General features: G+C 45.0%; 19 protein-coding genes and 1 riboswitch. All 19 genes read left to right on the plus strand.

Annotated features, from left to right (window positions below):
* The first annotated feature begins 71 nt into the window (after positions 1-71).
* The 19 genes from lysA to AC1DM9_RS07280 all read left to right on the plus strand — a co-directional run bounded on the left by lysA (position 72) and on the right by AC1DM9_RS07280 (position 18105).
* Positions 72-1403, plus strand: a complete 1332-nt coding sequence (gene lysA / locus AC1DM9_RS07190) for a diaminopimelate decarboxylase (RefSeq protein ID WP_076271388.1) — start codon at positions 72-74, stop codon at positions 1401-1403.
* A 53-nt stretch (positions 1404-1456) separates the two neighbouring features.
* Entirely contained in the window at positions 1457-1888 is a 432-nt protein-coding gene (locus tag AC1DM9_RS07195) for a peptidylprolyl isomerase (RefSeq protein WP_339203319.1), read from the plus strand.
* A 33-nt stretch (positions 1889-1921) separates the two neighbouring features.
* Positions 1922-2129, plus strand: a riboswitch (FMN riboswitch).
* Between the two features lie 219 nt (positions 2130-2348).
* Positions 2349-3446: a bifunctional diaminohydroxyphosphoribosylaminopyrimidine deaminase/5-amino-6-(5-phosphoribosylamino)uracil reductase RibD gene (ribD, locus tag AC1DM9_RS07200; RefSeq protein ID WP_477510532.1), complete on the plus strand. Its 1098-nt coding sequence runs from the start codon at positions 2349-2351 to the stop codon at positions 3444-3446.
* A 95-nt stretch (positions 3447-3541) separates the two neighbouring features.
* Entirely contained in the window at positions 3542-4201 is a 660-nt protein-coding gene (gene ribE, locus AC1DM9_RS07205; RefSeq protein ID WP_477579214.1) for a riboflavin synthase, read from the plus strand.
* A gap of 434 nt (positions 4202-4635) precedes the next feature.
* A complete protein-coding gene (locus tag AC1DM9_RS07210) occupies positions 4636-5871 on the plus strand; it encodes a bifunctional 3,4-dihydroxy-2-butanone-4-phosphate synthase/GTP cyclohydrolase II (protein ID WP_076271384.1) in 1236 nt (411 codons plus the stop codon).
* A 22-nt stretch (positions 5872-5893) separates the two neighbouring features.
* A complete protein-coding gene (gene ribH / locus AC1DM9_RS07215; protein WP_053376708.1) occupies positions 5894-6364 on the plus strand; it encodes a 6,7-dimethyl-8-ribityllumazine synthase in 471 nt (156 codons plus the stop codon).
* 35 nt (positions 6365-6399) lie between these two features.
* Entirely contained in the window at positions 6400-7179 is a 780-nt protein-coding gene (locus AC1DM9_RS07220) for a segregation and condensation protein A (RefSeq protein ID WP_339203315.1), read from the plus strand.
* Positions 7148-7750, plus strand: coding sequence for an SMC-Scp complex subunit ScpB (scpB, locus tag AC1DM9_RS07225; RefSeq protein WP_076271382.1), 603 nt, complete (start codon positions 7148-7150; stop codon positions 7748-7750). The genes AC1DM9_RS07220 and scpB overlap by 32 nt, the downstream gene beginning before the upstream one ends.
* Before the next feature lie 58 nt (positions 7751-7808).
* Complete coding sequence (locus AC1DM9_RS07230; RefSeq protein WP_339203312.1) at positions 7809-8501, plus strand: DUF2953 domain-containing protein; 693 nt, start codon at positions 7809-7811, stop codon at positions 8499-8501.
* Positions 8474-8956, plus strand: a complete 483-nt coding sequence (ytfJ, locus tag AC1DM9_RS07235; RefSeq protein WP_441883351.1) for a GerW family sporulation protein — start codon at positions 8474-8476, stop codon at positions 8954-8956. Before AC1DM9_RS07230 ends, ytfJ begins: the two co-directional genes overlap by 28 nt.
* Positions 8957-9085: 129 nt before the next feature.
* On the plus strand, positions 9086-10282 hold the full coding sequence (locus AC1DM9_RS07240; RefSeq protein ID WP_477510534.1) for a D-alanyl-D-alanine carboxypeptidase family protein: 1197 nt from the start codon (positions 9086-9088) through the stop codon (positions 10280-10282).
* Between the two features lie 71 nt (positions 10283-10353).
* The gene (locus tag AC1DM9_RS07245; RefSeq protein ID WP_477510535.1) at positions 10354-11013 is read left to right on the plus strand and encodes a nucleoside recognition domain-containing protein; all 660 of its coding nucleotides are present in this window, start codon (positions 10354-10356) and stop codon (positions 11011-11013) included.
* 25 nt (positions 11014-11038) lie between these two features.
* Positions 11039-11542, plus strand: coding sequence for a spore maturation protein (locus tag AC1DM9_RS07250; protein ID WP_179089938.1), 504 nt, complete (start codon positions 11039-11041; stop codon positions 11540-11542).
* 54 nt (positions 11543-11596) lie between these two features.
* Entirely contained in the window at positions 11597-12343 is a 747-nt protein-coding gene (locus tag AC1DM9_RS07255; protein WP_054026970.1) for a pseudouridine synthase, read from the plus strand.
* A gap of 88 nt (positions 12344-12431) precedes the next feature.
* Positions 12432-12962: a redoxin domain-containing protein gene (locus AC1DM9_RS07260; RefSeq protein WP_441883358.1), complete on the plus strand. Its 531-nt coding sequence runs from the start codon at positions 12432-12434 to the stop codon at positions 12960-12962.
* A 17-nt stretch (positions 12963-12979) separates the two neighbouring features.
* Entirely contained in the window at positions 12980-14638 is a 1659-nt protein-coding gene (gene resB / locus AC1DM9_RS07265; protein ID WP_477579327.1) for a cytochrome c biogenesis protein ResB, read from the plus strand.
* Positions 14635-15894 (plus strand): cytochrome c biogenesis protein CcsA, encoded by a 1260-nt coding sequence (gene ccsA / locus AC1DM9_RS07270; protein WP_076271376.1) that lies wholly within the window; start codon positions 14635-14637, stop codon positions 15892-15894. Before resB ends, ccsA begins: the two co-directional genes overlap by 4 nt.
* A 27-nt stretch (positions 15895-15921) precedes the next feature.
* Positions 15922-16638 carry a response regulator transcription factor gene (locus AC1DM9_RS07275; protein ID WP_053376699.1) on the plus strand — a complete coding sequence of 239 codons (717 nt, stop codon included), beginning with the start codon at positions 15922-15924 and terminating at the stop codon, positions 16636-16638.
* The gene (locus AC1DM9_RS07280; RefSeq protein ID WP_441883361.1) at positions 16639-18105 is read left to right on the plus strand and encodes a HAMP domain-containing sensor histidine kinase; all 1467 of its coding nucleotides are present in this window, start codon (positions 16639-16641) and stop codon (positions 18103-18105) included.
* Positions 18106-18137 lie beyond the last annotated feature (32 nt).

Consider the following 18137-nt stretch of genomic DNA (forward strand, 5'->3'; position numbering starts at 1 on the left):
ATACTAAACCTATTAATGCAAATTCTATCCGTTCTATCTGCATGCAGATAGAAGAAAGCTGAGGGGAAATTATGTACCTGCATGGAACTAGTAATATTAACGAAAAAGGACATTTGGAAATTGGCGGCTGTGATGTAGCTGATTTGGCTGCACAGTTTGGTACGCCACTATATATTGTGGATGAGGCTCTTGTTCGTAAGCGCGCAAGCGAGTATGTAGAAGCCTTCAAAGCATCAGGTCTTAGATTTCAAGTCGCATACGCAAGCAAAGCGTTTAGTGTAATGGCAATGTGTGCGATTGCTGAGCAAGAAGGGCTGTCGCTGGATGTTGTATCCGACGGTGAGCTTTACACAGCAATGCAAGCAGGCTTCCCTGCTGAACGTATCCATTTCCACGGCAACAACAAAACGCCTGAGGAAATCAACATGGCGCTTGATGCTGGTATCGGCTGCTTTGTAGTTGACAATTTCATGGAGCTTCAGCTTCTGAATGCTCTTGCTGGCGATAAAGGCAAGAAAGTAAACATTCTACTTCGTATCACGCCTGGCGTTGAAGCACATACGCATGACTATATTTCTACTGGACAAACGGATTCAAAATTTGGTTTCGACCTTGGCAATGGCGCGGCGAAACAAGCGATTCAAGAAGCAATTGCTTTGCCTAACCTGATTGTTTTGGGCGTTCATTCCCATATTGGATCGCAAATTTTCGAAGTTGAAGGCTTCCGTATGGCTGTGGACAAGGTTGCTGATTTCGCGGTTGAGATTCGTAATGAGCTTAACCTAACGTTTAAAGTAATCAATCTTGGCGGCGGCTTTGGTATTCGTTATGTTGATGGCGACACACCATTGCCAATCAGCGAATATGTTGCGGCAATTACTGGCGCTATCATTTCGAAGTTTACAGATGCCGAGTTCCCATTGCCTGAGATTTGGGTAGAGCCGGGCCGCAGTATGGTTGGCGATGCAGGAACAACTTTGTATACAGTTGGTACAAGCAAAAATATTCCAGGTGTACGTAAATACATTGCAGTAGACGGTGGTATGACGGACAACCCTCGCCCAGCGCTATACCAATCCAAATATGAAGCAGTACTCGCTAATCGTGCGAATGAAGCTGCTGAAGAAACGGTTTCCATCGCGGGCAAATGCTGCGAGAGTGGCGACATGCTCATTTGGGATTTGGAATTGCCTAAAGCAAAAAATGGCGACTTACTTGCTGTTTTCTGTACGGGTGCTTATAATTATGCAATGGCAAGCAACTATAACCGCATTCGTCGTCCGGCTGTCGTTTTCGTTAAAGATGGTCAGGCAGACCTTGCTGTTAAGCGTGAATCGCTTGAAAATATCGTTTGCAATGACGTCATTCCGGCAAGACTTCAAAAATCATCGCTTGCGAAATAAGAGCGAAATTGGTAACGTAGTCTTATTCGGATAAAAGAAAGGTAGATGCAGCAATGGCTAAACAAGCAAAAATCACACTAGCAAACGGCGGAGAGGTTCTTATCGATCTATTCGATCAAGACGCGCCGAACACAGTAGCAAACTTTGAAAAGCTTGCTAACGAAGGTTTTTACAACGGTCTTACTTTCCACCGTGTTATCCCAGGTTTCGTCGCTCAAGGCGGATGTCCAAACGGAACAGGTACAGGCGGTCCTGGATACCAAATCGATTGTGAAATCAACCCTAATAAGCATGAGCGCGGTTCTCTAGCAATGGCGCATGCTGGTCGCAATACAGGCGGCAGCCAATTCTATATCGGTTATGCACCACAACCGCATTTGGATGGCGGACATACTGTTTTTGGCAAGGTTTCAAAAGGTATGGAGTTTGTTGATGCTTTCAAAGGCGGAGACAAAATGGAAAAGGTTGAAGTCGAAACGATTTAATGTTAAGATACTAACTATAATATTGTAAGTGCAGCAATCCTTCGGGGTAGGTGAAATTCCTAACCGGCGGTGATCGGGAAGGCACAGAATATCGGATAACCGAATTTCTGTGCCTCTCGTCAGTCCGTGACCCGGTTTAAACGGCATTTTATCCAAGATCATTTGGATAGAATACGATTAGAACGGTGGACCTGGTGAAACTCCGGGACCGACAGTACAGTCTGGATGGGAGAAGGGGATGCTTCGACAGCTACAATTTACTGCTTATTTGTATGTGTTTTATTTCACATACATATTAGGTTAGTTTATTTAGTGTACTTTACAAACCGATTTCGCAATTTTGCGACGTAAGATAGCGACGGCTCTCAAAGCCGACAACATCGATCGGTTTTGTCGTAGTTCTCGTTTTATCTTTCATCACCCCTGTCGGATCGTATGCCGATGGGGGTGTTTTTTGTTTATGGACATTTTAAATGATGAATATTATATGGGATTAGCATTGGATATGGCTGCAAAAGCTTCGGGTCAAACCGGCATTAATCCTGTTGTAGGCTGCGTCGTCGTAAAGGATGGTGCGATTGTCGGCATTGGCACGCATCTAAAGCGAGGAACCGGTCATGCTGAAGTGCATGCGCTTCAGATGGCGGGAGATGCGGCTGAAGGAGCAACCGTTTATGTAACGTTAGAGCCATGCAGCCATTTTGGAAAGACACCTCCATGCTGTGAACGTATCATTGATGCGAAAGCTGCAAGGGTTGTAGTCGCAAGCGGCGATCCTAATCCAGCAGTGTCAGGCCGAGGCATTGCAAGGCTTCGTGAAGAAGGGATCGACGTTACGGTTGGCGTATTCGAGCAAAGATCGCAGCAAATGAATGAAAAATTTAATAAGTACATTACGACCCGCCTCCCATTCGTTACTTTAAAAACTGCGAGTACGCTTGATGGCAAAATTGCTTCCCATTCAGGCGATAGCCGATGGGTGACTGGTGCAGTTGCTCGCGAGCAGGTTCATACGCTGCGTCATCAGCATGAAGCCATTATGGTTGGCATCGGAACAGTACTTGCGGACGATCCGCTGCTCAATACGAGAGCATCTGTCCCTGCAATTGATCCGATACGTATAATCGTGGATTCAGCACTAAGGCTGCCGCTTAATGCCAGAGTTGTAACGGATCGCTCAATTAGAACGATTGTTTTAACTTCCAGCCAAGCTAGCTTGGACAATCGCCAAGCGCTTGAAGCAGCAGGGATTGAGGTCATCATTTGCGGCACGGGAGCAAAAGTAGATCTCAGTGAAGGGATGAAGAAGCTGGGGGAGCTTGAAATCGGCTCAATCTTGCTTGAAGGCGGAGGTCAATTAAATGGTGCAATGTTAGAGGCAGGTCTTATTGATAAAATCATGCTGTATTACGCGACCAAGATTATCGGCGGCTTGGATGCACCAGGTACATTTACTTTCGCTGGATTCGAAAAAATGGCCGATGCTATTTCCCTAGATCGAGTAAGCGTAGAAATGGCCGGCGAGGACATTTGCGTCTCGGGATATCCAGTTTATTAAGGATAAGGCGTTGAACAAATCTCTGGCATAATCGCAGGATTTATGTTGTTTTGAAGTAGGTTTGCTGCATTAGCGAACCTTTGAGGAGGAAACCCATGTTTACCGGATTAGTGGAAGAAGTGGGAAAGATGAAAGGAATCACGAAGCAAGGCGAAGCGATGAGGCTGGTCATCGGAGCATCCCTTGTAACTGACGGTGTTAAGCTGGGTGATAGCATCTCGGTTAATGGCGTTTGTTTAACGGTAACGTCGTTTGACGGTGCATCATTTGCAGCTGACGTGATGCCTGAGACTTATCGCAAGTCTAATCTTCATCAGCTTCGTGCTGGTGAACAAGTGAATTTAGAGAGAGCGATGCAAGCTGGCGGACGTTTTGGCGGTCATATCGTTCAGGGCCATGTTGATGGAACCGGGAAAATAACCGCACGAGAAACGGATGCTAATGCTGTTGTTTATAAAATCCATATCGACGACGCAGACATGTTGCGTTATGTGATTCCAAAAGGCTCGATCACGATTGATGGCATAAGTCTTACTGTAGTGGATACATCATCACATACGTTATCCGTATCGATTATTCCACACACATTAGGCGAAACGGCCTTACAGCATAAGCGTGCAGGCGATTCCGTTAATATCGAATGTGATGTCATCGGCAAGTACGTCGATCACCTGCTTCATTTCAAGCAGCCAGAAGCCTTGCCAGCCAAAGCCAAGCTCACTACATCTTTTCTAATGGAAAATGGTTTTTTGTAAATAAGTTAGTCAAGTATCAGTAGTGTCTAGTCTGGTTGTCATGAAAACTCGAGTACTAAAACAGCAAGCGTGTCCCGCAGGGACGAAAGCGATCTTTAATCAGTATTTTTATTTAATTGAACTTACAACTAGGCTGCTCAAACAGCAAGCGTGTCCAGCAGGGACGAAAGCGATCTTTAACCAATGTTAGCACACAGCCACCTGAGTCATGCCTACGTTAGTCCAATTGCAGGTGTCCAGAGGACGCAGTCCTTGGGGCCCTCCCTTGGAAGGGAGGGTTTGGGTGGGTTCGAAAAGCCTTTAAGGTTTGGTATTAAACTGGTTTTAATTTGGTATTAAATTGGTTTTAACCTGTAATTAAACTTTTAAATAACCTTTGAAGGCAAGGTAGAAGCCTTATAAAGGTTTGGTTGTCACAAAGGAGGGAAACCCATATGGAACAAACAGATAAAAAACCATTTGATTCAGTTGAAGCTGCTTTGGCGGATCTTAAGCTTGGCAAGCCGATTATTGTCGTTGACGACGAGGATCGGGAAAATGAGGGCGACCTTATTGCACTTGCTGATACAATGACGCCTGAGGTCATTAATTTTATGATTACAGAGGCTAGAGGTCTTGTGTGTGTTCCCATTACGCAAGAGCGAGCAGACCAGCTTGACCTTCCGCCAATGGTTACGCATAATACCGATTATCACGGAACGGCATTTACCGTTTCCGTTGATTATATTGGAACGACTACTGGGATTTCCGCATTTGAACGCTCAGAAACGGTTAAAGCGCTCATTGATCCAACGACGAAAGCAGCAGATTTCCGCAGGCCAGGTCATATTTTCCCCTTGATTGCAAGACCCGGTGGCGTACTCCGCCGTGCTGGACATACGGAGGCGGCTATAGATTTGGCGGTCATGTGCGGTTCGGCGCCTGCAGCAGCGATTTGTGAAATCATTAATGAAGACGGCACGATGTCTCGTTTGCCAGATTTGCTTGTCTTTAAAGAAAAGCACAATCTGAAGCTCATCACGATTCAAGAGCTCATTCAATATCGCAACGAGAAAGAAAAGCTTGTTGAGCGAGCAGTTGATGTGAAGCTGCCAACTGATTTTGGCACTTTCCGCGCTATTGCTTATACAAATTTAGTGGATAACAAAGAGCATATCGCACTCGTTAAAGGCGACATCGATCCTGAACGTCCCTTGCTTGTGCGGGTTCACTCTGAATGCTTAACCGGCGATGTATTTCATTCGCATCGTTGCGACTGCGGACCGCAGCTTGAAGCGGCGCTTAAACAGATCGAAGAAGCAGGCAGCGGCGTTCTGCTTTATATGCGCCAAGAGGGCAGAGGCATTGGTCTGATTAACAAATTGAAGGCTTATGCTCTGCAAGAAGAAGGTTTTGATACGGTAGATGCTAATTTAAAGCTTGGCTTTCCGGCGGATTTGCGCGATTATGGTATAGGCGCACAAATTTTGAAGGATCTTGGCGTTCGCCAAATGCGGTTGATGACGAACAATCCTCGGAAAATTAAAGGTCTTGAAGGCTACGGACTAGAGGTTGTAGAACGTATTCCTATACAAATGGAGTTAAAGGAAGATAATAAAAGTTATCTCCGCACAAAGAAATCTAAGCTTGGTCATTTACTTAGCTTTGAAGATATTGACTACATCATTTAAAATAATGGAAGGAAGATGACAAATGACACGAATTTATGAGGGACATTTAGTATCAGAAGGTTTAAAATATGGAGTAGTAGTAGGACGTTTTAACGAGTTTATTTCAAGCAAGCTGCTTGGAGGCGCACTTGATGCTTTCAAACGTCATGGCGCACAGGATTCAGATGTTGAGGTAGCATGGGTGCCGGGAGCGTTTGAAATTCCTTTAATCGCGCAAAAAATGGCAGAAAGCGGAAAGTATGATGCTGTCATTACGCTTGGCGCTGTTATTCGTGGTTCAACACCGCATTTCGATTTTGTTTGCAACGAAGCAGCAAAGGGTGTTGCGGCAATCGCTTTGAAAACAGGCATTCCGACTATTTTTGGTGTATTGACTGTTGATTCGATTGAACAGGCCATTGAGCGTGCAGGTACAAAAGCAGGCAACAAAGGTTATGAGGCTGCTACAAGCGCAATTGAAATGGCGAACCTAACCAAACAATTGCAAGGCTAAGCAGCGAAGATAAGGCTAGGCGGGAGGAAATGTAAGTGTCAGTGCTTTATAAGCTGGATTCTTTTGAGGGGCCGCTGGATCTGCTGCTTCACTTGATCGACAAGGCGGAGATCGATATCCATGAGGTGTCTATCAGTGAGATTACAATTCAATATATGGATTATCTTCATGCGATGAAAGAGCTCGAGCTTGAGGTCACGAGTGAATTTTTAGTTATGGCGGCAACCCTTTTGGCGATAAAGAGCAAGCAGCTACTTCCAAAGCCGCCTGTATTTGAGGAAGACTATGAGGATTGGCCGGATGACGGATTGGATCCACGCGATGAGCTCATCCAGAAGCTCGTAGAATACCGGAAATTCAAACAAATAGCCGAGCAGCTGCGCGAGAAGGAATTCGAGCGCAGCCTTGTCTATTCAAGGGAACCTGAGGATATGACGCCATTTTTGAAAGAAGAGATTGTTAATCCGGTGGAGGGTCTTCACTTGTCGGATTTGATTACTGCCTTTCAAAAGGCGCTGCGCCGCGCATCAAGGCGTAATGTCGTTGCTACCATACATCGCGACGAGATTTCCGTTAAAGATCGAATACGGGACATTGTCGAGGTGCTCAAGCAATTCGAAACGGTTCGTTTTTCACGGCTTATTCGCGAGAACATGGACAGGCATGAAATCGTGGTTACTTTTCTAGCCATTCTAGAATTAATGAAAATGAAACATATTCGTTGTTTTCAGCATCAGTTATTTGACGACATCGTCATTCATTGGAGAGGAGAGTCGTCGCAAATTGGATTATCCGAAGTTGAAGACAATTATTGAGGGCCTGCTGTTTATGGCAGGTGATGAAGGCCTTACGAAGCGGCAACTAGCTGATATTTTGGAGCTGGATGCCGAGCTCGCTTCCGATTTGGTTTATGATTTGCAGCGCGATTTGGAGCGCGAGGGGCGCGGTATTCAAATCGCAGAGGTGGCAGCCTCCTATCGGCTGACGACTCATTTGGAGCATGCGCCTTATTTTGAGCGTATGGCATACACTCCTACGAGATCGCAGCTGTCACAAGCTGCATTAGAAACGCTGTCCATCGTCGCTTATCGCCAGCCGATAACAAGAATATCGATTGAAGAAATTCGCGGCGTAAAGAGCGACAGAGCGATTCAATCGCTTGTATCAAAGGATTTAATCGAAGAGGTTGGCCGCGCCGAGCAGATTGGCAGACCTATTTTGTACGGAACAACGAAATCATTTTTAGATTATTTTGGATTGCCGTCCATAAAAGAATTGCCAGAACCAGGCAGCGTTGATATCGATGATGCCTTGGAGGAACAAACTCAGCTGCTATTTGAGAGATTAGATGGCACGCAGATGACAATTGAAGAAATAAAAGAATGAGATTTGGCCGCCGGGTCATACTATATTCAACCCATATTAGGGAAACGGAGGAAGCATCATGATGCTCGGTTACCCCTACGGTTGGATGACGGCGGTCGGTCTCTTTTTTTTGCTCATTTTGGTCGTCTGCCTCACTTCGCAGGTCGAATTAAGAGGCCATCTGAGGAGAATTGATCAAAACGATGATTTTGAGTTGAATATAAAGGCCTTATTTGGAATCCTCAGATACCGCTTTAAAGTGCCGATTATTCAGTTCACAGGAACCTCCATCCAACTTAAGGAACAGGTTTCAAAAAAGAATGTGGCCGTTGACACTTGGAAACAATATAACGAGGACATTGACGCAGAAAAAATAGCGCATCTAATGGAAAGAACAAAACATCTGTTACAAATGACGAAAAACTTAACGGGTTGGGTTAGAAAATCGCTTACGAAGGTCCGTCTTTTGGAATGGAACTGGTCCACATCAGTAGGAACCGGTGACGCAATGTGGACGGCTATGGCGACTGGATTTGTTTGGTCCATAAAAACATCAATCATTGGCGTATTGTCCCAAATGGTTAAGCTCAAAACAGAACCGAAAATGATGGTTCAGCCTATTTATCAACGATCTGCTTTTACAACGGAATGGTCATGCATAGCTCAAATCCGCTTCGGTTATGCTATTCTTGCCGGACTGCAGCTTTTAGTTCGGATGAGGAAATTGAAAGGAGGCGTCAAGGTATGGCAGAACATCCTATTCAAGGCTTAATGCAAACCGCAATGGAAAATATTAAAGAGATGGTTGACGTCAATACTATTGTAGGCGACCCTGTCCAAACGCCGGATGGCAGTATTATTATGCCGATCTCCAAAGTAGGCTTTGGGTTTGTAGCAGGAGGCAGTGACATTCGATTAGATGATGCCGATCATAAGAACGGCTCTCAATCTGATGCACAGCATGCTTCCGTTTCGCTTCCGTTCGGCGGCGGTAGCGGTGGCGGCGTGTCGATTACGCCAATTGCTTTCTTGGTCGTAGGAACACATGGCGTAAAAATTGTTCCGCTCGATAATCAAACACATCTGCTTGAGCGGGTAATCGACTCAGCTCCGCATGTATTTGATAAGCTGCAATCGATGATGAAGCAGCCTTCGAGTACAGGTGTATACACGGATACGTCTCCAACTGTGATCAGTGAACGTGTCGAAGCAAACGAACACAACTGATGACATAACTGCCCGAGAGGGCAGTTTTTCATTTTTGTTAGCTACTTTTCGTCTAGAGCCACATGTACAGGCATATACTGAAATACGCACACACAAGCTTTATCTACTATCGCTGCGGGAGGGGCAAGTATGAATATGAATTTCAAAAAACTGCAACGATTTGTTGCAGTTGGAATGTTATCTGCTTTATTGGTTGGGACAAGCGTATTGCCCCCAGTTAGCGCAAATCCAAGCAAGTTGTATACGAATGCCAAGGCATCGGCTCTCATTGATGTCGAGTCAGGCAGAGTTTTGTATAGCAGTGATGGCGATACCCCGATGCGGATAGCAAGCTTAACGAAAATCATGACAGCTATTGTTGCAATAGATCATGGGAAGCTGACTGATATGGTGAAGACAAGCAAACGAGCAGTTGGTAAAGAGGGTTCTTCGATTTATCTTCAGCTTGGCGAAGAAATGAGTTTGCATCATATGTTGTATGGTCTGATGCTCAGGTCCGGCAACGATGCGGCAACGGCAATCGCGGAGCATGTTGGTGGATCGGAGGAAGGTTTTGTTCATTTAATGAATGAGAAAGCGACCTTTCTAGGTTTGAAACATACGCAATTTAAAAATCCGCATGGGCTGGATGATGATGAGCATTATTCCTCAGCTAATGATTTGGCCAAGCTGACTGCATATGCTTTGAAAAATGACGTATTTGCAGAAATCGTAAGCACGCGCGTAAAAAAAGTGCCTAATCCGCATGAGAAATGGGAGTACAGCTACACGAACAAAAATAAAATGCTAACGATGTATGAGGGTGCTGACGGTGTAAAAACGGGGTATACCAAAAAATCATTGCGCTGCTTAGTTAGCTCCGCCACTAGGAATGGTCAACAGCTTGCTGCTGTGACGATAAATGACAGCGATGATTGGGCAGATCACCGGAAAATGCTCGATTGGGGTTTTGGTCATTATCCGCTTCAAGAGATAGCAGTTAAAGGGCAGCAAGTTTCTGGTTACCCTTATGCTGTTGGACAATCTTTTAAATACCCGCTGGAAGAGCAGGAAACGGGAAATATTCAATCACGTCTTGTGCTGCTTGAAGCAGGAACAACACGATATTTGTTAGGAGAGCGCGGATTTCTGGAATGGTATCTAAACGAGCAGCAAATTGGTGCTGTTCCTGTGTATGATCCAAACAGCAGCAGACTTCAACTTTCAATGGCATCGCAAAAATCATTACAATCGCTGGCTGATTTTCAAAAAGCAAACAAGCTTGATCAGCGCGGGCCGATATTTGGCTCTATTATCAAAGTATTAGATGCATTATTTGAGCATTAGCATGCAATCTGCGCGGGAGACGCTGATTGCTTGCAAAACAGTATAGGTGCGTAGAGGGGGAGGCGACCTAAATGGTTAACTGGATTTGGTTGTTTTTCATCGTAGCGAGTGTTGTAGTAGCTGCGATAACGGGTAAGATGGATGCGGTAACGCAAGCAGCTTTCGAGGGAGCCAAGTCGGGTGTCACCGTGAGCTTCGGATTAATTAGTATCATGGTGTTTTGGCTTGGCATGATGCGAATAGCGGAGGATGCAGGGCTGCTGCGTACACTTGCTCGAATGCTCGGGCCTGTGGTGCGCAAGCTTTTTCCTGACGTTCCTCCCAATCACCCAGCTCTCGGATATATAATGAGTAATTTAAGCGCTAATCTCTTTGGGTTAGGAAATGCAGCCACGCCAATGGGAATAAAAGCGATGCAGGAGCTTCAGAAGCTTAATCCTGATCCTGCTACAGCAACTCCAGCCATGTGCACGCTGCTTGCGCTAAATACATCCAGCATTACGATCATTCCCACCACGCTTATTGCCATTCGAATGAATTATGGTTCAGCTAACCCTGCTGAAATTATCGGTACAACGCTGGCAGCGACATTTGTTGCTACTACGGCTGCAATACTTGCCGACCGCTGGTATCGAAGAAAATCACCACCGCCGCCAATAGCTCCTTCGCCACCTAGACCTGAGAATAAGAAGTCGGCTTCACCAGCTTCCGGAGGTGAGGCAATTGTATAATATTTTTACAAGCTTATCCGCTTGGATGATTCCAGCCATTATCGTATTTATTCCGCTCTATGCAGCTTTAAGACGCAAAGTACCTGTCTATGAAACGTTTGTTGAAGGGGCCAAGGATGGCTTCGGAACAGCGATTAATATCATTCCTCATTTGGTTGGCATGATGGTTGCTATCAGTATGTTTCGCTCATCTGGAGCCTTGGAATTGCTGCTTTCTACAGTCCGACCTCTCTTTGATTGGGTCGGTATCCCAAGCGAGGTGCTGCCTCTCGGGATTTTGCGGCCTTTGACTGGCGCAGGCTCGTTAGCCTTCACGACTGACCTTATTCAGAACTTTGGCCCGGATTCTATGATCGGCAGAATTGCTTCCACAATTCAAGGCAGCACGGATACAACCCTGTATGTGCTTACTGTATATTTTGGAGCGATTGGAATAAGAAAGTCACGTTATGCGTTAAAAGTTGGTTTATTTTCCGATATAGTAGGTTTTTTCGCAGCAATTTTCATTTGCTTATACATATTCGGCTAGTGAAGCTTGTACTTTCGCCTTCATATCGTTATGATGGAGATTGAGGTGAAAGCATTGGAACGTTTACAGAAAATATTAGCAGCAGCGGGAATTGCATCCCGTCGCAAATGTGAAGAAATGATTTTGGCAGGAATGGTTGAAGTTAATGGTGAGAAGGTTACGACGCTAGGCGTTAAGGCTGATCCAGCGGTTGATGCAATTACGGTTAACGGCAAGCCGATTCGGAGCGAGAAGAAGCTCTATCTCATGCTTAACAAATCCAAGGGAGTCATAACTAGCGCCAAAGATCCACAAGGCCGCAAAGTGGTTTCTGATTTCTTGCCAGGTATTAAAGAGCGAGTATATCCGGTCGGTCGATTGGATTATGATACGGAAGGACTTCTTATCCTAACGAATGATGGCGAATTCGCTAATTTGTTAACACATCCAAGTCATCATGTTCCCAAAACATACCGTGCGACCGTTAAAGGCGTTCCTCATGGAACGGCATTGGAGCAGTTGCAAAAAGGGATTAAGCTAGAGGATGGCATGACCGCGCCTGCAGAAGTGGAATATCATGACGTAGATACGGACGGAAATGAAGCAACGATTACAATTACGATTTTTGAAGGCCGGAACCGTCAGGTTCGCCGGATGTTTGAAGCTATTGGACATAAGGTGATTAGGCTGAAAAGAATTCGTTTTGGCGAAGTTGGACTTGAAAACCTAGGCAGAGGAAAGTATCGTCATCTCACGCCTCAGGAAATTAAAGAATTGCTTGCGATAGCGCAAAGCAAGACACATAAAGTTCATAAAAAGTAATCGACGGCGGCAGTAATTGCCGTCGACTTTTCGTTATAATGGTAATATTCGTGGCTGCATAGAAAGAAGCTGGTGGTGAAAAACAATTATGGGAAAATCGCGCAAGACGGTACAAATTGTCATTTTGATTGCCGTCTTGATCATAGGTGGGTACGCAATTGGATCTACCTTATTTGACGCGGATGACAAAGGTCCTTTAAAGGAAGGCGGGAAGCCGCCTGCATTTGAGCTTGTTGATTTAGAGGGCAATCTTAAACAACTGTCTGATTATGAGGGGAAAGCTGTCGTCATTAATTTCTGGGGCACATTCTGTCCACCGTGCGTGAAGGAAATGCCTGAGTTTGAACGACAGTACGCGAAATGGAAGGATCAAGGCCTTGTGATTTTAGCTATAAATTTAAGCGAGGACACGTTGACCGTGAACAATTTTGTCCGTCGTTTTGATTTGAACTATCCGATTCTGCGCGATGTAAATCGCAAAACAGAACGCAGCTATGGTCTAAAGTCATACCCTACTACTTTTTTCATTAATCCAAATGGGACGATTATGGAAATAAAAGTAGGAGGCATGACGGAAGAGGAAATTGATGAACGGATTGAACGGCTTCTTCAGCTGTAGGAGGTATTATTGTGTTAGTGGTTGAAAACACAAAATGTGAGTGCGGTCATCAAAATTCGATAGGCACCGTACTATGTGAAAGCTGCGGCAAACCGCTTGTAAACGATACGGTTTCCGATTTGCCGTTAGAAATGCGTTACGATGGTGTTGCTCGTCGATCGCAAAAAAGCAATCCCAATTATATCGATAAAATATGGAATTTTTTCTCGTCAGTCAAAATTGCGATTTATTTGATCGTCATTACCTTTTTGACTGCGATGCTTGGAACAATTTATCCACAGGAAAACACATTCATAAATAACTTAGATCCATCCGTTCATTATGAAGAAACGTATGGATTTCTTGGCAAAATGTATTATTTGCTAGGATTATCACATACGTACGAATCCTGGTGGTTCATTGGCTTGCTTGTGATGATTGGCACCTCACTAGTTATTTGCAGCTTGGATCGTGTGCTCCCGCTTTATCGGGCACTCAGCAAGCAGCAAATTCGCAAGCATCTGCAGTTTATTCATCGTCAGAAGACGGTATTTAAATATCAGATTGAAGGCGATGAGGAAAAATGGGTTGAAAATTTCGGCATGCAGCTGAAGCGCAAAGGTTATCGCATTCATCGAGATGGCTCTGCGCTGCTTGCGGAGAAAAATCGTTTTAGCCGCTGGGGACCCTACATCAATCACATTGGCCTTATCTTGTTTCTTCTAGCCATATTGGCAAGAAGCATTCCAAGCTGGCAAATGGATAGCTACATAATGGTCCCTGATGGGGATACGGTCCAAATAGCGAATACGAATTATTATGTTAAAAACGAAAAGTTTACTGTAGAGTATTATAAAGATGAAGAATTGCCGGACAAGCTTAAAGGAATAAGCCGTGCGAAGCTTTTTGAGACAAAAGCGGTTCTTTATGAATGCGTTAGCAACTGCAGTGACCAAACAAAGAAACCAGAGCTTAAAGAAGTAGAGCGGCATAATATTATCGTCAACGAGCCGCTTAAGTACAAAGGATTAAAGCTGTATCAATTTGATTATGATACAACGCCTCGCTTGAACGCTGTGCATCCTATTCTCATAGATAAAGCGACGGGAGAGAAATACGGTCCGTTCGATCTACCAATGAAGGATTCAGCGCTGCAGCATAAGCTTGGGCCATATACCCTTGATTTGTATGCGAATTATATGGAATTTGCAATTGGCGACAATGGCGAGCCAACGACTTTGTCACGTGATCCGATTGCTCCGGCGTTCGTATACACGGTTAAAGGTCCAGGACTTGATCCAAAAGGCGAGCCGTATATGTATTTCCCAATGCAAAAGGATAAAGTTAAATTTTCGCAGGATGCCATTAATCACGGTATCGCGGATAAGATAGAAATTCGAGTGGACGGCATGGAAAATGTAGATTTCTCTGAAGCATCCACTTACTTGAACGTAAGGATGGATAAGGCGCTGCCATATGTTTGGGTAGGTGCAGTGTTCTCCATGCTCGGCTTGCTGATGGGGTCCTATTGGCAGCACCGCCGAATTTGGCTGCGAGTGGACAATGGAGAGCTTTCATTGGGAGCTCATACGAATAAAAACTGGTACGGTATGCGCTCAGATGTAGCGGGAGCCCTTAAAAAATTAGGGATAACCGTAGATCCGAAGTCGCTAGATAACGGAGGGAACAACGCGTGAGCTTAGTCGATTTTAGCAGCGACGCATTTATTGTCGCATTTTTCCTGTATTGCTTCGCATTTATGTTTTATGTCATTGCCATTGCGGGTAAGAAATGGAGCAATCGTGATCCTTTGCAGCATGAGAAGCGTTGGGGACGAATTGCATTCATTACTTCGAGTCTTGGTCTTGCATCGCATTTGACCTTCTTCTTTACAAGATGGGCTGGAAGCGGCCAAATTCCAACGAGCAATATGTATGAATTCATGACTTTCCTTGGAATGGCAATCATGATTGCATTTACGATCGTCTTCAGTATTTACAGAAAACCGCTGCTGGGCATGTTCTCATTGCCGCTAACGGTAATTATTGTTGCTTATGCCTCTGTGTTTCCGCAAGAGGTACAGCCGCTAATACCGGCTCTAAACAACTACTGGCTAAAAGTACATGTAACGACAGCCGCTCTAGGCGAAGCATTTTTTGCCGTTGGTTTTGCTGCCGGCCTCATGTATTTGCTAAGAGTGGTTGATTTCAAAAGCAAAACAAAAGAAGCAAAAAGATCGCAGTTCTGGGTCGAGTTCTCTTTATATACGATTATTCTAATTGTAGGTTTTATCGTCGCTGTATTCGCGTTCCGCGGAATGGGCTATGAAGCGAAATTTATTCAAGAAACATCTACTATTGATGCCAAAGGAATAGAGTCGACAACTTCGGAGACAGTAAATTATACACTGCCGCCAATTGTTAAACCTTATAACAGCCAGGTGGTCGAATATGAATCATTCCTCGGCATGAGCAAGCCATTATTCGAAGCACCATCTTGGATGGAAGGCGCAAATTCAGGACGCAAGTTTAATACCGTTATATGGACGATTATTTCAGGCTCCTTGCTTTATGGCTTGCTGCGCTTAGTATTTAGAAAGCCGCTCGGAGCGGTCATTCATCCTGTTATGGATGGCGTAGATCCAGAAGATTTGGATGAAATCAGCTACAGATCCATCGCAATTGGATTTCCGATCTTTACACTCGGTGCATTAATATTCGCGATGATATGGGCCAATATTGCTTGGGGCCGTTTCTGGGGCTGGGACCCGAAAGAGGTTTGGGCTTTAATTACATGGTTGTACTACAGTGCGTATTTGCATTTCCGTTTATCGCGCGGCTGGCAGGGAAAACCTTCTGCATGGCTCGCTGTAATCGGCTTCGTGGTTGTACTATTTACGCTCGTTGGGGTTAACCTCGTCATTGCAGGTTTGCATTCCTATTCTGGTGTTTAGAACTTAGATTGAGAGGAGAATTGCCCTATGTCTGATTATTCAAGCCGTATTTTGGTCGTAGATGATGAAGAACGGATCCGTCGCTTGCTCAAAATGTATTTAGAGAAGGAAGGCTACACAATCGACGAGGCAGAAGACGGAGAAACTGCCCTAAGATTAGCTTCAAATACGGATTACGCGCTCATTCTGCTTGATGTGATGCTGCCAGGAATCGACGGCGTAGAAGTGTGCTCTCGTCTGCGTCAAGTGAAGGCTACTCCTGTCATTATGCTAACGGCTAAAGGTGAAGAAATGAACCGTGTGCAGGGCTTTGAGGTTGGCGCGGACGATTATGTCGTCAAGCCTTTTAGTCCACGCGAGGTTATCTACCGAGTGAAGGCTATCTTGAGACGTTCCTCGGCTACTGCGTTCTTAACAAAAGAAATTAATTCAAGCAATAACATCGTATTCCCACATTTGGTTATTGAGCATGATGCTCACCGTGTAACAGCTGGTGGACAAGAGGTAAGCTTAACGCCTAAAGAATATGAGCTGCTGCATTACTTGGCAGTTTCGCCTGATAAAGTGTTCTCTCGTGAAGAGCTTTTGAAGGATGTATGGAACTATGAGTTTTTCGGTGACTTGCGGACAGTCGACACCCATGTAAAACGTTTGCGCGAGAAATTGAATAAAGTGTCTCCTGATGCGGCATCCATGATTACTACCGTTTGGGGAGTCGGCTATAAGCTAGAGGTACCTAAGTAAATGAGCTTGTGGCATCGTTCGATTGGCAAGTTGTACCGCAGTGTAGTTGGAAAGCTCTGGGCGACAATCATGCTGCTTGTTGCTGTCGTATTGCTTATCGTTGGCGTATTTTTACTTCAATACGTTGACATATGGTTTAAAGAAAACAATACGCATCAGGTGAAAGTTCTTTTTGTTGTAACAGCGATTATCGGATTTTTGTTATCAACATTTTTTGCTTTCTTCTTATCCAAAAAAATTCAACAGCCGCTGCTTCAACTAAAGGATGCAGCGGTATCGATTTCTCAAGGCAATTATACAACCCGAGTTCATATACGCTCCAGCGATGAGATCGGTGAGCTTGCGGATACGTTTAACCATATGACGGAGCAGCTGAATAAGCTGATTCATGACATCAATCATGAGAAAAACCATCTTGCGAGCATTTTGCGAAGCATGGGAGATTCAGTTATTACCTTCGACGCGGAAGGTAAAGTCATACTTACGAATCCAGTTGGTCATTTGCTAATCAATCAGTGGTCAGGAGTAGAGCTTGCTTGGCAAGAGGATGAGTCCGAAAGCTCGACTGCATATTCCGAGGTTCCAATGCCGCTCCGCGAGTTGTTTCAAAGAGTGATGGAAGAGGGCAGGGATGTTACCGATAAGGTTCATGTTCTAAGCAGCGTGTGGTCAGTTGTAATGGCTCCGCTGCAGTCGAAGGATGTTATTCGCGGGGCTGTTGCCGTTATCCGTAACGTAACGGAGGAGCATAAGCTTGAGAAGCTGAGACGAGATTTTGTGGCTAATATCTCACATGAGATCAGGACGCCGCTATCGATGCTACAAGGCTATAGTGAAGCATTGCTTGATGATATTGTCGTTTCGGAGGAAGATCGCAAGGAGCTCGTTCAAGTTATTTATGATGAATCTCTACGAATGGGCAGACTCGTAAATGATTTCCTGGATATCGCTAGAATGGAAGCCGGCCACGTCGATATGAACTTCCAAGAGATTGATCTCGCCCATGTCTTGAAGCGGGTACATCGGAAATTCCAGGTGTATGCGAAGGAGCGTGAGGTGAGACTGGTCGCGGATCTGCCCAATGAGTCGCTGCTTGTAAAGGAAGCAGATGAGGATAGATTGGAGCAAGTATTGACTAACCTTCTCGACAACGCATTGCGGCATACGCCATCGGGCAAGTCGATTACTATTTCAGGTCAGCATGCAAACGTAAATGGAAGACAGTATGTGGAGCTTCGCGTCAGAGACGAGGGGCAAGGGATTCCAACCGAGGATGTGCCTTTTATATTCGAACGCTTCTATAAGGCAGATAAAGCGCGTAAACGCGGCTCATCAAGTGGAACGGGACTTGGACTTGCCATCGTAAAAAATTTGATCGATCTTCATCAGGGTCGAATTGTAGTTGAAAGCAGTGCGGGCACAGGCACATCGTTTACAATCTTACTTCCTGTCGAAGCTCATCAATAGTTGTCAAAGCGCTCCTGCTGGGGGCGCTTTTT

The sequence above is a fragment of the Paenibacillus sp. 01T431 genome (assembly GCF_056398625.1).

What these genes read in the sequence shown, in the direction of transcription:
- lysA (WP_076271388.1), top strand. Translation starts at nt 72, where the DNA reads ATGTACCTGCATGGAACTAGTAATATTAACGAAAAAGGACATTTGGAA.
- AC1DM9_RS07195 (WP_339203319.1), top strand. Translation starts at nt 1,457, where the DNA reads ATGGCTAAACAAGCAAAAATCACACTAGCAAACGGCGGAGAGGTTCTT.
- ribD (WP_477510532.1), top strand. Translation starts at nt 2,349, where the DNA reads ATGGACATTTTAAATGATGAATATTATATGGGATTAGCATTGGATATG.
- ribE (WP_477579214.1), top strand. Translation starts at nt 3,542, where the DNA reads ATGTTTACCGGATTAGTGGAAGAAGTGGGAAAGATGAAAGGAATCACG.
- AC1DM9_RS07210 (WP_076271384.1), top strand. Translation starts at nt 4,636, where the DNA reads ATGGAACAAACAGATAAAAAACCATTTGATTCAGTTGAAGCTGCTTTG.
- ribH (WP_053376708.1), top strand. Translation starts at nt 5,894, where the DNA reads ATGACACGAATTTATGAGGGACATTTAGTATCAGAAGGTTTAAAATAT.
- AC1DM9_RS07230 (WP_339203312.1), top strand. Translation starts at nt 7,809, where the DNA reads ATGATGCTCGGTTACCCCTACGGTTGGATGACGGCGGTCGGTCTCTTT.
- ytfJ (WP_441883351.1), top strand. Translation starts at nt 8,474, where the DNA reads ATGGCAGAACATCCTATTCAAGGCTTAATGCAAACCGCAATGGAAAAT.
- AC1DM9_RS07240 (WP_477510534.1), top strand. Translation starts at nt 9,086, where the DNA reads ATGAATATGAATTTCAAAAAACTGCAACGATTTGTTGCAGTTGGAATG.
- AC1DM9_RS07245 (WP_477510535.1), top strand. Translation starts at nt 10,354, where the DNA reads ATGGTTAACTGGATTTGGTTGTTTTTCATCGTAGCGAGTGTTGTAGTA.
- AC1DM9_RS07250 (WP_179089938.1), top strand. Translation starts at nt 11,039, where the DNA reads ATGATTCCAGCCATTATCGTATTTATTCCGCTCTATGCAGCTTTAAGA.
- AC1DM9_RS07260 (WP_441883358.1), top strand. Translation starts at nt 12,432, where the DNA reads ATGGGAAAATCGCGCAAGACGGTACAAATTGTCATTTTGATTGCCGTC.
- AC1DM9_RS07275 (WP_053376699.1), top strand. Translation starts at nt 15,922, where the DNA reads ATGTCTGATTATTCAAGCCGTATTTTGGTCGTAGATGATGAAGAACGG.
- AC1DM9_RS07280 (WP_441883361.1), top strand. Translation starts at nt 16,639, where the DNA reads ATGAGCTTGTGGCATCGTTCGATTGGCAAGTTGTACCGCAGTGTAGTT.